10 protein-coding genes and 1 pseudogene are annotated in these 12,995 nt (G+C 72.5%); 7 read left to right on the top strand and 4 right to left on the bottom strand.

Annotated elements, in window-relative coordinates; genetic code table 11:
* Positions 1-92 precede the first annotated feature (92 nt).
* Positions 93-485, top strand: a complete 393-nt coding sequence (locus tag C1I92_RS35645; protein ID WP_369124119.1) for an HNH endonuclease signature motif containing protein — start codon at positions 93-95, stop codon at positions 483-485.
* 46 nt (positions 486-531) lie between these two features.
* Entirely contained in the window at positions 532-945 is a 414-nt protein-coding gene (locus C1I92_RS18480) for a VOC family protein (protein WP_111256126.1), read from the top strand.
* Between the two features lie 6 nt (positions 946-951).
* On the opposite strand, the gene C1I92_RS18475 is transcribed toward C1I92_RS18480, so the two are convergent.
* From C1I92_RS18475 to C1I92_RS18465, 3 genes and pseudogenes are all read right to left on the bottom strand, one after another.
* Positions 952-1,470 (bottom strand): hypothetical protein, encoded by a 519-nt coding sequence (locus tag C1I92_RS18475; protein ID WP_111256125.1) that lies wholly within the window; start codon positions 1,468-1,470, stop codon positions 952-954.
* A gap of 23 nt (positions 1,471-1,493) precedes the next feature.
* Complete coding sequence (locus C1I92_RS18470) at positions 1,494-3,359, bottom strand: anthranilate synthase family protein (RefSeq protein WP_111256124.1); 1,866 nt, start codon at positions 3,357-3,359, stop codon at positions 1,494-1,496.
* 176 nt (positions 3,360-3,535) lie between these two features.
* A pseudogene (locus C1I92_RS18465) lies at positions 3,536-4,400 on the bottom strand (slipin family protein).
* A gap of 361 nt (positions 4,401-4,761) precedes the next feature.
* Between C1I92_RS18465 and C1I92_RS18460 the strand changes: the two are divergent.
* From C1I92_RS18460 to ppk2, 4 genes are all read left to right on the top strand, one after another.
* Positions 4,762-5,376: a TetR/AcrR family transcriptional regulator gene (locus C1I92_RS18460; RefSeq protein WP_111256123.1), complete on the top strand. Its 615-nt coding sequence runs from the start codon at positions 4,762-4,764 to the stop codon at positions 5,374-5,376.
* A gap of 62 nt (positions 5,377-5,438) precedes the next feature.
* Positions 5,439-7,172 carry an ABC transporter ATP-binding protein gene (locus tag C1I92_RS18455; RefSeq protein ID WP_111256122.1) on the top strand — a complete coding sequence of 578 codons (1,734 nt, stop codon included), beginning with the start codon at positions 5,439-5,441 and terminating at the stop codon, positions 7,170-7,172.
* The gene (locus tag C1I92_RS18450) at positions 7,169-9,163 is read left to right on the top strand and encodes an ABC transporter ATP-binding protein (protein WP_111256121.1); all 1,995 of its coding nucleotides are present in this window, start codon (positions 7,169-7,171) and stop codon (positions 9,161-9,163) included. The genes C1I92_RS18455 and C1I92_RS18450 overlap by 4 nt, the downstream gene beginning before the upstream one ends.
* Positions 9,164-9,172: 9 nt before the next feature.
* Positions 9,173-9,976: a polyphosphate kinase 2 gene (ppk2, locus tag C1I92_RS18445; RefSeq protein WP_111256120.1), complete on the top strand. Its 804-nt coding sequence runs from the start codon at positions 9,173-9,175 to the stop codon at positions 9,974-9,976.
* Here ppk2 and C1I92_RS18440 read toward each other — a convergent pair.
* Entirely contained in the window at positions 9,969-11,471 is a 1,503-nt protein-coding gene (locus C1I92_RS18440) for an ankyrin repeat domain-containing protein (RefSeq protein ID WP_111256119.1), read from the bottom strand. The genes ppk2 and C1I92_RS18440 overlap by 8 nt on opposite strands.
* Positions 11,472-11,675: 204 nt before the next feature.
* On the opposite strand from C1I92_RS18440, the gene C1I92_RS18435 reads away from it, so the two are divergent.
* Complete coding sequence (locus tag C1I92_RS18435) at positions 11,676-12,644, top strand: NAD(P)/FAD-dependent oxidoreductase (RefSeq protein WP_111256118.1); 969 nt, start codon at positions 11,676-11,678, stop codon at positions 12,642-12,644.
* The last annotated feature ends 351 nt before the right edge of the window (positions 12,645-12,995 follow it).

The following is a 12,995-nucleotide window of genomic DNA, read 5'->3' as shown; positions in this document are numbered from 1 at the left end:
CCGTCCGGCGCCGTGCCGCGCCGGCGACCGGTCGCGGTGCAGTCACCGTCCCGCTCAGCACCCTCGACGGTCTCGACGACCAGCCGGGCGAGCTGGAGGGCTACGGGCCCGTCCCCGCTCACGTGGCCCGCACGCTGGCCGCCGAGGGCGTGTGGACCTGGCTGCGCACCGACCCCGGTACCGGACAGCTGCTCGACCTCGGCCGGAGGAAGTACCGGCCGAGCCAGGCGCTGGCCGACTTCATCACCGCCCGCGACCGGACGTGCCGCATGCCCGGCTGCCACCGGCCGGCCCGGGCCGCCGACCTCGACCACATCGTCCCGTTCGCCGCCGGCGGCAGCACCGCGCCCGGCAACCTGCACGCCCTCTGCACGACACACCACCTGCTCAAACACCACGGGCGCTGGACGCCGAGACGTCAGCCGGACGGTACGACCCGATGGCGCAGCCCCACCGCTCACCGGTACGTGAAGTCCTCGGGCTGACCGTTTTCTCCAAGCGCGTCGCGGCCGCGGGGGTGACGATGGGGTCATGAGCGATCTCACCGTGATCCCGAAGCTCGTCGTCGACGGCGCCGACCGTGCCCTCGACTTCTACCGCCGCGCGCTCGGTGCCGAGCCCGGCGTCCGGTACGCCGGGCCGGGCGGGCGGGTGGTGTACGCCGAATTCCGCGTCGGCGCCAGCACGCTGTCGATCAAGGACGCCGACGAGCACGACCCGGCGGCCGGCGCGCTGTTCACGCTGGAGGTGGCCGACCCGGACGCCGTCGGGGCCGCGCTGGAGCAGGCGGGCGCGACCGTCGTCTTCCCGATCGACGACCAGTCGTACGGCATGCGGCAGGGCCGGCTGCGCGACCCGTTCGGCATCCAGTGGATCGTGTCCCGGCAGACCGAGGACCTCAGCGCCGACGAGGTGCAGCAGCGGCTGGACGCGGAGCCGGGCTGAGCCGGTTCAGCCGCCCTTGGTGTACGTGGCCCGCCAGCGGTTCTCGCGGCGGTCCAGCGAGAACGTCACGCGCTCGCCGAGCGCGACGAACTCGGCGGTGGTGGCGGTGGCGTCGTGGTGGCGCTGGTCGTAGGCGGACCGGACATAGCTCGGGTACTCGGCCGGGATGCGGTGGTCGAAGTCGGGCAGCTGCTCGATCACGTCGGCCCAGATGTCCGGACCGGTGTACGCGCCGAGCAGGCCGAGGATCGCCTCGGCCCGCTCGTGCGCGACCAGTTCCTCGATGGCCGGTGTGAGCTGCGCCGTCAGTCGGGCGGCGTGCTCGCGGTCGGACAGCGCCTGGCCGCCCGCGGCGGGCCGCCAGGACTCGAACCGCTGCGAACCGTAGAGCGGCTCGCCCTCGACCACGCCACCGCGCGGGTGGCGGACCAGCAGCACGCCGTCGCCGGCGTACACGAGCGCGGCGTGGGGATAGCCGTCCCGCAACTGCCGTACCAGCTCTTCGGTCACGACAGGGACGTCCATGCCCGGATACTAGGCCAGATCGGTCAGGCGCGGACCGCCCGTCCATCGCCGACCGGCGCCAGGACGCCGGTCACCAGCTCGGCCAGCAGGTCGATCCCCTCGGTGGACAGGATCGACTCCAGGTGGAACTGCACCGACGCGAACCCGGCGCCGCGCAGCGCCACGACCTCGCCGGTCTCCGGATGCGCCGCGACCTCGGCCTCCGCCGGCGGAGCCGTGCCGGCCGGCAGCCAGGCCGCATAGGTGTTGTAGAACCCGACCCGCGTCTCCCGGCCGAACAGCGGCACCGCCCGCTGGGTGCCCTGGTACGGCTGCGGCAGCGGGCCCAGCGGCAGCCCGAGCGTCGCGGCCAGCACCTGGTGGCTGAGGCAGACGGCCAGCAGCGGCCGCCCCGCCGCGAGTCGCTCGCGGACGACGTCGTGCAGCCGGGCGATCCGCCGATCGCCGACGTCGCGCGGGTCGCCCGGGCCGGGGCCGGACAGCACCAGGTCGTACGCGTCGCCGTCGGCCGGCGCCACGTCGGACCAGCGGCGCACGTCCGCGCGCATGCCGAGCCGGCGCAGCAGGTGCGCGAGCATCGCCGTCCACCGGTCCTCGGCGTCGACGATCAGCACCGACCGCCCGTCCAGCGCCGGCCGCTCGTCCTGCCCCTGCGGCCGCAGCCAGAACGGCGCCAGAGTGCGGTTGCGAGCGGTCAGCGCGGCGGCGATCGCAGGATCATTCGCCAGCTGACCAGCTGGAGCCGGCGGCGCCGACCTCCCAGCGAGCGCCGTCAGCACGCCGGCGGCCTTCGCGTGCGTCTCGGCCACCTCGTGCCCGGCGACGGAGTGCCGCACCAGCGTCGCGCCGACCGGCACCCGCACGGTCCCGTCCGGCTCCAGGTACGCGGTGCGGATGAGGATCGGCGCGTCGACGGTGAGCCGGTCGCCGTCGGCCTCGATCAGCGCCGCGACGCCCGCGTAGTAGCCGCGCCCGTTCGGCTCGTAGCGGGTGATCACCCGGGCCGCGTTCTCCAGCGGCGACCCGGTCACCGTCGGGGCGAACATGGTCTCGCGCAGCACGTCGCGCACGTCCAGCCGGGTCGTGCCCTCCAGCAGGTACTCGGTGTGGATCAGGTGCCGCATCGGCTTGAGGTACGGCCCGAGCACGCGTCCGCCGTCCTCGCAGACGGCGCTCATCATCTTCAGCTCCTCGTCGACGACCATGAACAGCTCCTCGGTCTCCTTCGGGTCGGCGAGGAAGCGGAGCAGGTCGCCGGCGGTCGCGCCGCCGGACGGCACGCGGTAGGTGCCGCTGATCGGGTTCATGACGACGGTGCCGTCGTCGACGCTGACGTGCCGCTCCGGCGTCGCGCCGACCATCGTCACGTCGCCGGCATGCACCGCGAACGTCCAGTAGGCGCCCGGCTCGCCGGTGAGGAGCCGGCCGAACAGCCGCAGCGCCGCGTGCGGGACGGAGCCGGTCAGCCGGGCCAGGTAGTCGCGCCGGATGACGAAGTTCGCGCCGGCGCCGTGGCCGATCTCGTCGCGGATCACCCGCCCGACGATGTCGGCGTACTCGTCGTCGGCAACGTCGAACCCGCCGGCTGTCACGTCGACCGGCCCGGACACCGCGGCGACGACGTCGTCCCTGGTCAGCGTGGTGCGCGAGTGCACCCGCAGGCAGCGCAGCGGCGCGCCGTCGTCGTGGCAGTCGAAGCCGCGCTCGGTCAGCTGCCGGTAGGGGATCAGCGCCAGCGTGGCCGCGCTGTCGCCGTCGGGCAGCGGGAGATCCGCCAGCCGGTCGACGTCCACCAGGTCGCCGAGCAGCAGCTCCACGCCGGGCCGGCCGGCGCGGGCGAGCAGCGCGAACGGCGGCGGAGCGGGATCGTCGAGCAGGTCCTGCAGCATGGTCGTTCCTTCCGGTCGAGCCTCGACCGGGCGAACGGTGCCGGAAATGACACGACCGCCTCGGTGAGGCGGTCGCTTGCGTCGGGTACGCGAAGGGGGTGAGCCGCCTAGGAGGCGGGCCACCACTGGCCGAGCACGGTCGCGTACATGCCGCAGACCCTAGCAGCACCTGTCGATCAGGGACGTGGCGGCGGCGGTGGCACGCTCAGCTGGCGGGCGCCGTTGAGGTCGGACGCGGCCGGCTCCACCTCCGGCGTGGGCGGCGGCGCCGGCGGAGTGGCCGGCTTCTCCGTCGCATGCTCCAGGAAGCGCAGCAGCTCGACCGGGAACGGCAGCACGACGGTCGAGTTCTTCTCGGCGGCCACCTCGACGATGGTCTGCAGCAGCCGCAGCTGCAACGGCCGGCGTCTCGGACATCGCCGACGCGGCCGAGGCGAGCTTGTGCGAGGCCTGCAGCTCGCCGTCGGCGGTGATGACCCGCGATCGCCGCTCCCGCTCCGCCTCGGCCTGCCGCGACATGGAACGTTTCATCGTCTCCGGCAGCGCGACGTCCTTGATCTCGACCCGGTCGATCTCGATGCCCCAGCCGACCGCCGGGCTGTCGATCATCAGCGCGAGCCCTTGGTTCAGCGACTCGCGGTTGGAGAGCAGGTCGTCCAGCTCGCTCTTGCCGATGATCGACCGCAGCGACGTCTGGGCGACCTGCGAGACGGCGAACTCGTAGTCCTGCACCTCGACGATCGCGTCGACCGGGTCGTGCACCCGGAAGTACACGACCGCGTCGACCCGCACCGTCACGTTGTCGCGGGTGATGCCGTCCTGCGCCGGGATCGGCAGCGTGACGATCTGGACGTTGACCTTGCGCATCTGGTCCACGAACGGGGCGATCCACACGAACCCCGGCTCGCGCGGCCGGCCGTGCACCCGGCCGAGCCGGAACACGACACCGCGCTCGTACTGACGGACGATGCGGGCGCTGGCGCCGTAGCCGACCAGGCCGACCATCGCCAGGATGATGAGGATCGCGAGTAGCGCACCCATGCTGACCTCCTCGTCAGCGGCCCTTCGCTTTCGAGCGTACGCCCGCTCGTCGGGTCTGGGCAGGGTGCCGTCTTGCTGCAGTTGGCGTTGAGGTGGCTGCGGCCGTCGGCCGTCCCCCTGCTGCCTGCGGGATTTCCCGCCCCCTCGAAGTTGATCATGGAGAAATGGGGCTTTCGGGCGCCTCGGAAGCCGGTCTTCTCCATGATCAACAACGTGATGTCGCGCTGGCGGGCGTTGGGTGGGCGTGGGGTGGGCCCCGGGCGCGGCGACGTGGGGCGCGCGGTCCGTCCGTTGTCAGCGGAGAGCGAACCCCGCGAAATCCACTTGTGAGTGAGTCCTCACTCACTTAGCATCCTGACCCATGGCCACCGAGACGCGACGGACGCGGGCGACGCCGATGTCGCCGGAGCAGCGGCGGGCGGCGATCGTCGAGGCGACGGTGCCGCTGCTGCACCGGCACGGGTTCGACGTCAGCACGCGCCAGATCGCCGAGGCGGCCGGCATCGCCGAGGGGACGATCTTCCGCGTCTTCGAGGACAAGGACACGCTGTTGCGGCAGGCGCTCGAGGCGGCCCTCGACCCCGGCGACGCCGAGCGGCGGCTGGCCGCCATCGGCGCCGACCTGCCGCTGGAGGACCGGCTGCTCGTCGCCACGCAGATCCTGCACGAGCGGCTGACCGGCATCTTCCAGCTGATGGCGGCGATCGGCTTCCAGCGTCCACCCGGCGACGACGGCCGCCACGACCCGCCCCGGCACGCCGGGATGATGGCGCTGCTCGAGGAGCTGGTCGAGCCCGACCGCGACCGCCTGCGGCTGCCGCCGGCCGAGGTGGCCCACCGCCTGCGCATCCTCTGCTTCGCCGGCTTCCACCCGTTCATCACCGACCGCACGCCCATGACGCCCGCCGGGGTCGTCGACCTGCTGCTGCACGGTGTCCTGGCCCCCGCCGCCGGCAGCAGCGATCCGTCACCCTGACGCCGTCCCAGCTCACGGGCGCCCGACCATCACAATCCGACTCTCCACTCCGGAGCCGCTCCATGCTCATCACCCTGCTGCGGACGTACCTGCGCCCGTACCGGCGGTGGCTGGCCGCCGTCGTCGTGCTGCAGTTCGTCGGCACGCTGGCCTCGCTCTACCTGCCCAGCCTCAACGCGGACATCATCGACAACGGCATCGCCCGCGGCGACACCGGCTACATCATGCGCACGGGCGGCTGGATGCTCGCGGCGACGCTGGTGCAGATCACCTGCACGGTCGGCGCGGTGTACTTCGGCGCGCGGACGGCGATGGCGTTCGGCCGCGACGTGCGCACGGCCGTGTTCCACCGGGTCGGCGAGTTCTCCGCCCGCGAGGTGGGCCGGTTCGGCGCGCCGTCGCTGATCACCCGCAACACCAACGACGTCCAGCAGGTCCAGATGCTGGTGCTGATGTCGTGCACACTGCTGGTCACGGCGCCGATCATGGCGACCGGCGGCGTCATCATGGCGCTGCGCGAGGACGTCGGACTGGCCTGGCTGCTGCTGGTCTGCGTGCCCGCGCTGATCGTCGGCATCGCGCTGATCGTGCGCCGGATGGTCCCGGGCTTCCGCCTCATGCAGGAGCGCATCGACGACGTCAACCGGGTCATGCGCGAGCAGATCACCGGCATCCGGGTGGTCCGCGCGTTCGTCCGCGAACGCTGGGAGCGCAGCCGCTTCGCCGTCGCGAACACCGCGCTCACCGATACCGCGCTCTACGTCGGCCGCGTGATGGCCCTGATGTTCCCGTGGGTGATGTTCGTCTTCAACGTGTCGAGCGTGGCGGTGCTGTGGTTCGGCGCCGGCCGGGTCGATGACGGCCAGATGCAGATCGGCGCGCTGACGGCGTTCCTGACCTACCTCATGCAGATCCTGATGTCGGTCATGATGGCGACGTTCATGCTGGTCATGGTGCCGCGGGCGACGGTGTGCGCGGAGCGCATCGGCGAGGTGCTCGACACCGAGTCCTCGGTCGTGCCGCCGCCGGCGCCGGTGACGACGCTGCCGCGGCGGGTCGCGCTGGAGTTGCGCGGCGCCGAGTTCGCCTACCCCGGCGCGGAGTCGCCGGTGCTGCGCGACGTCACGTTCACCGTCGAGCCGGGCACCACGACCGCGATCGTCGGCAGCACCGGGTCGGGCAAGACGACGCTGGTCAGCCTGGTACCACGCCTGATCGATGTGACGGCGGGCCGGGTGCTGGTCGGCGGCGTCGACGTGCGCGAGCTCGACGCCGAGGCGCTGCGGGCGCGGATCGGCCTGGTGCCGCAGCGGGCGTACCTGTTCTCCGGCACCGTCGCCAGCAACCTGCGCTACGGCAAGCCCGACGCCACCGACGACGAGCTGTGGGCGGCGCTGGAGATCGCGCAGGCCGCCGACTTCGTCCGCGAGATGCCGGAGGGCCTGGACGCGCCGATCGCGCAGGGCGGCACCAACGTCTCCGGCGGGCAGCGGCAGCGGCTGGCGATCGCCCGCGCGCTGGTCCGCAAGCCCGGCCTCTACCTGTTCGACGACTCGTTCTCAGCGCTCGACCTCGCCACCGACGCCCGGCTGCGGGCGGCGCTGCGGCCGCACACGACCGACGCCGCGGTGGTCATCGTCGCCCAGCGGATCTCCACCGTCATAGACGCCGACCAGATCGTCGTGCTCGACGACGGCGCGGTCGTCGGGCTCGGCGCGCACGCCGAGCTGCTGGCGACCTGCCCGACGTACGCCGAGATCGTCGAGTCCCAGCTGACCGCGGAGGAGGCCGCATGAGCGCGTCCAGGCCCACCACGACGACGGCGCCCGCGCGGCCCGCCGGTCCAGGCGGCCCGGGGCCGCTCGGCCGCGGCGGCGGACCGTTTGGCGGCATGGCCGGCCCGCCGCAGAAGGCGCTGGACTTCGTCCCGTCGGCGAAGCGGCTGCTCGGCCGGCTGGCGCCGGAGCGGGCCGGCGTCGCGCTGGTCATCGCGCTGGCGCTCGTCAGCGTCACGCTCAACGCGATCGGCCCGCGGCTGCTCGGCCACGGCACCGACCTGATCTTCCAGGGCGTCATCGGCCGCCAGCTGCCCGAGGGCGTCAGCAAGGATGAGGCGATCGAGGACCTGCGCGCCGACGGGCAGGGCACGTTCGCCGACATGCTCTCCGGCATGGACGTCGTCCCTGGTCAGGGCGTCGACTTCGGGGCGCTGCAGACCGTGCTGCTGGGCGTGCTGGCGCTGTACGTGGGCGCGTCGCTGTTCATGTGGATCCAGGCGTACCTGCTCAACACGATCGTGCAGCGGACGGTGTTCCGGCTGCGCTCCGACGTCGAGGACAAGATCCATCGCCTGCCGCTGAAGTACTTCGACGCCAACTCGCGCGGCGACGTGCTCAGCCGCGTCACCAACGACATCGACAACGTGTCGCAGAGCCTCCAGCAGACGATGAGCCAGCTGCTCAACTCCCTGCTCACCGTCGTCGGCGTGCTGGCGATGATGATCTGGATCTCGCCGCTGCTGGCGCTGATCGCGCTGGTGACGATCCCGCTGTCGATGATCGTGACGACGGTGATCGCCAAGCGGTCGCAGAAGCAGTTCGTCGCGCAGTGGGCGCACACCGGCGCGCTGAACGGGCAGATCGAGGAGGCGTACACGGGTCACGCGCTGGTGCAGGTGTTCGGCCGGCAGCGCGAGGTGGAGCAGTCCTTCGCCGGCAAGAACGAGGAGCTCTACCAGGCCAGCTTCGGTGCCCAGTTCGTGTCCGGGCTGATCATGCCGGCGATGTTCTTCCTCGGGAACCTCAACTACGTCGCGATCGCCGTCGTCGGCGGGCTGCGGGTGGCGTCGGGCACGATGACGCTCGGCGACGTGCAGGCGTTCGTCCAGTACACCCGGCAGTTCACCCAGCCGCTGACCCAGCTGGCCTCGATGGCGAACCTGCTCCAGTCCGGCGTCGCGTCGGCGGAGCGGGTGTTCCAGCTGCTGGACGAGCCGGAGCAGGTGCCCGACCCGGCCAGCCCGGCGACGCTGGACGACCCGCCGCGCGGCCGCGTCGAGTTCGAGCACGTCACGTTCAGCTACGACCCGGACCAGCCGCTGATCGAGGACCTCTCGCTGGTGGCCGAGCCGGGCCAGACGGTGGCGATCGTGGGCCCGACCGGTGCCGGGAAGACGACGCTGGTCAACCTGATCATGCGGTTCTACGAGCTGCAGGGCGGCCGGATCACCATCGACGGCCGCGACATCGCCGGGCTGAGCCGCGACGAGCTGCGCGGCAGCATCGGCATGGTGCTGCAGGACACCTGGCTGTTCGGCGGCACGATCCGCGAGAACCTCGCCTACGGCGACCCGTCGGCGCCGGAGGAGCGGATCCGCGCGGCGGCCGAGGCGACCTACGTCGACCGGTTCGTGCACTCGCTGCCCGACGGCTACGACACCGTCATCGACGAGGAGGGCGACAACATCAGCGCCGGTGAGAAGCAGTTGCTCACCATCGCGCGGGCCTTCCTCGCCGACCCGTCGATCCTGATCCTGGACGAGGCGACGTCCTCGGTCGACACCCGCACCGAGGTGCTCGTCCAACACGCCATGGCGGCGCTGCGCAGCGACCGGACCAGCTTCGTCATCGCGCACCGGCTCTCCACCATCCGCGACGCGGACCTGATCCTCGTCATGCGTGACGGCGCCATCGTCGAGCAGGGCTCGCACGCCGAGCTGCTGGAGCGCCGCGGCGCCTACTTCGACCTGTACAACAGCCAGTTCGCGCTGCCCGCCGTCGAGGAGTAAGAGAGACACATGGCGAAGAAGGACGAGCGGCTGCCGAAGAAGCGCTACGAGAAGGAGCTGTTCCGGCTGCAGGCGCAGCTGGTGACGCTGCAGGAGTGGGTCCGGCAGGAGGGCGCCCGCGTCGTCGTCGTGTTCGAGGGACGCGACGCGGCCGGCAAGGGCAGCACGATCAAGCGGGTGACGCAGTACCTGAACCCGCGCATCGCCCGCATCGCGGCGCTGCCGGCGCCGACGGAGCGGCAGCGCGGCCAGTGGTACTTCCAGCGCTACGTCGAGCACCTCCCGGCCGCCGGCGAGATCGTGCTGTTCGACCGGAGCTGGTACAACCGCGCCGGCGTCGAGCGCGTCATGGGCTTCTGCACGAAGGAGGAGTACCAGCGCTTCCTCAACCAGGCCCCGACGTTCGAGCGGATGCTGGTCGAGGACGGCATCCTGCTGCGCAAGTACTGGTTCTCGGTGAGCGACGCGGAGCAGGAGCGCCGGTTCCGGTCCCGGCTGGAGGACCCGATGCGCCGGTGGAAGCTGTCGCCGATGGACCTGGAGTCGATCAGCCGCTGGGAGGACTACTCGCGGGCCAAGGACGACATGTTCGTGCACACGGACATCCCGGAGGCGCCGTGGTACGTGGTCGAGAGCGAGGACAAGCGGTCCGCGCGGATCAACATGATCGCGCACCTGATCTCGACCATCCCGTACCACGAGGTGCAGCGACGGCCGCTGGAGCTGCCGCCGCGGCCGGCCGCCCACGGGTATCAGCGGCCGCCGCGGGAGCTGCAGAACCACGTGCCGGACCACGCGGCCTCGCTCAGCTGAACACCGCCCGGACCTCGTCGCTGTAGTCGTAGCCGGCCGGCGGGACGACGCCGTGGTCGAGCAGGGCCTGGGCGCAGCCGACGAGGTCGATCCGGCTGTCCGGGTCGTTCAGCGACGCCCAGGAGAGGGTGCCGACGACGGTGTCGCCGAAGCCGTGCGGGACGGCCGGGTCGGCGCCGTGCTCGAGCAGGAACCGGGTCAGCTCGGCGTCGCCGCGCATGACCGCGTGGTTCAGCGCGGTGGCGTCCCAGTCGCCGCCGCGGGTGTCGATCGGCCAGCCGGCCTCGACCATGGCCCGGACGGCGTCGGCGGCGCCCTCGCCGGCCAGGTCCGGCAGCAGCCGCCGCTGGCCGGCGTCGAGTGCGCTGGTCAGGCCCGGTCTCGCGGCCAGCAGGGCCTTGGCGGCGCCGGCATCGGCGCGAGCGCAGGCGGCGATCAGGTCCTCCAGCGGGTCGTCCTCGTCGTCGCCGGGCGACAGCAGGGCGGCGACCTCCGGCAGGCCGAGGCGCAGCGCCAGCCGGTGCGCGCCGACGCCGTCCGGGGTGACGGCGTGGGGGTCCGCCACGGCGTCGAGCAGCAGCCGCACGAACGCCGCCGAGCACCGTCGCCGAATCGCGAACAGCAGCGGCGTGCCCAGCGACGGCGACGGCTCGTTCGGGTCGCCGCCGTGCGCCAGCAGCAGCCGCAGCGCGTCGGCGTTGTTCGCGTCGGCGACGTGGAACATCGCGTTCGTGCCGGTCACCGTCGCGCCGGCGGCCAGCAGCGCCCGCGTGCAGGCGAGGTCGCCGTCGAGGGAGTGGTAGAGCGACTCGTCGTCGGGATCGGCGCCGGCGTCGAGCAGCAGCACGGTCATCTCGGCGTCGTGGGTGACGCCGGCGGCGCCGTAGAGCGCGCTCAGCAGGTGCCCGTCGGGCGTGGTGAGCGACTGGTCCGGGTCGGCGCCGGCGGCGAGCAACGTGCGGGCGCTCTCGCGCAGGCCGGGCGCGAACTCGGGCAGCCGCACCAGCGACGAGTGGGTGACGGCGAGCAGCGGGGCGAGGCCGAGCGGGCCGCCGGGGCGGTGCACCCAGCCGGGGTCGGCGGCGATGGCGGCCCGGACGGCCGCGACGTCGCCTGTGGCGAGCCCGATCGCGCGCTCCGCGCCGGCGCGGTCGACGTCGGCCAGTCGGCGGACCGCCAGTTCGGGGCGGGGCGTCCGCGTGCCCCCGATCGTGTCGCCGGCGTAGACCAGCCGCAGCCACTCGTCCATCGTCAGGCCGCGGACCTCGTCGACGTGCTCGCGCAGCGCGGCCCAGGAGGCGAAGCCGTACTCGCGGGCGACGCAGGACTGGGCGTCGCGCAGTTGCGGCCCAGTGGAGTTCGGCCCAGTGGCGTGCGGCACCGTGGCGCGGAACCGGGCGGCCGCCGCCGGGTCGCCGTCGCGGAAGGCGCGCAGCAGCTGTTTGGCCTGCTTCTTCAGGTGGCCGAGATCGGGCCGGGCGGGCAGTTCGGGCATCGAGACCTCCGTGCACAGGGCCGCTGGTCCGCACGGTCGGCCGCACAAAGGCTCGGACGATACACACGTTGACGGAGTGGGTTCGACCCTTCCCGCGGACCCGGGCGCGGCGCCGGCCGCGCTGCTGCCGATTCTACCTGTTCCGTGCTTGCCGAAATGGCAAGGATCGTTGCAGCTGACGCGGTACGGGCGCAGTCTGGTGACATGACTAATGAGAACGGTTACGACGTGGTGGTGATCGGCGGCGGCGCGGCCGGGCTGAGCGGGGCGCTGACGCTGTCGCGCGCGCGGCGGTCGGTGCTGGTGATCGACTCCGGCGAGCAACGCAACGCGCCCGCCGACGGCGTGCACAACTACCTCGGACGGGAGGGCGCGGCGCCGGCCGAGCTGTACCGGACCGGGCGGGCCGAGATCGAGGGCTACGGCGGGCAGTTCCTCGCCGGGACGGTGGATGAGGTGAGCGGCGCGGCCGGCGACTTCACCGTCCGGCTGGGCTCCGGCGACGCCGTGCGGGCGCGGCGGATCCTGCTCGCCACCGGCGGCGTCGACGAGCTGCCCGACGTGCCCGGCGTGCGGGAGCGGTGGGGCCGTGACGTGCTGCACTGCCCGTACTGCCACGGCTGGGAGGTCCGCGACGGGGCGATCGGCGTGCTGGCCACGTCGCCCGGCGGGTTCCACCACGCCCAGCTGTTCCGGCAGTGGTCGGCCGACGTCACGCTGTTCACACACACCGGCCCGCTGCTCAGCGAGGACCAGCTGGCCGACCTCGCCGGCCGCGGCGTTCGCGTCGTCGAGGGTCCGGTGGCCGCGCTGCGGATCGAGGACGACGCGGTGACGGGGGTCGAGCTGGCCGGCGGCATCGTCGTCCCCGTCGACGCCGTCGTCGTGCAGCCGTGGCCTCGTGCGCGGGTGGCCATGATGGCCGGCGTCGGGCTCGAGGCGGTCGAGCAGGAGCGCGGCGGCATGATCGCCGGCACCGCCGTCACCGTCGACCCGATGGGCGCGACGTCCGTGCCCGGCATCTGGGCCGCCGGCAACGTCGCCGACGTGTTCGCGACCGTCATCAAGTCCGCCGCCGCCGGCGTCGACGCGGCCGCGATGATCAACATGGACCTCGTCAATGAGGGCGTTTACTCGCCGGCGCTGACCGCCGCCGCCGGCGCGGGCGCGTAGATCTCGCCGCGAACGCGTCGTCGGCCTGGTCGCCGGGGCTGTTGCGCCGGGAGGTTGCGTTGCGCCGGGGTGTTGCGTTGCGCCGGGGTGTTGCGTTGCGCCGGGCTGCCGTTGGTTGGAATCGTGCCGTTCGGGTGGCCCCCTCGCTTGCCCATTGTCCGGTCGTGGAGCCGGGCCTCAAGTCCGGCGCCTAGGGGCTTGGACTTGACCCCCGGCTCCACGACGGTGACGTCCCGTGACGTGGTGTAGGTGGTCGTCCACGTGTGTGGGTCAGCGAGTTGTGCTGATCATGCCGTGAGGAGTGCTGTTGGTGCTACCTGTTGATCGTTGGTGGTGGTGTTGAGCAGGGCC

The sequence above is a fragment of the Jiangella anatolica genome (genome assembly GCF_003236295.1).
In the GTDB taxonomy this organism is placed as follows: domain Bacteria; phylum Actinomycetota; class Actinomycetes; order Jiangellales; family Jiangellaceae; genus Jiangella; species Jiangella anatolica.
This window is presented reverse-complemented; position numbering and strand designations above follow the sequence as displayed.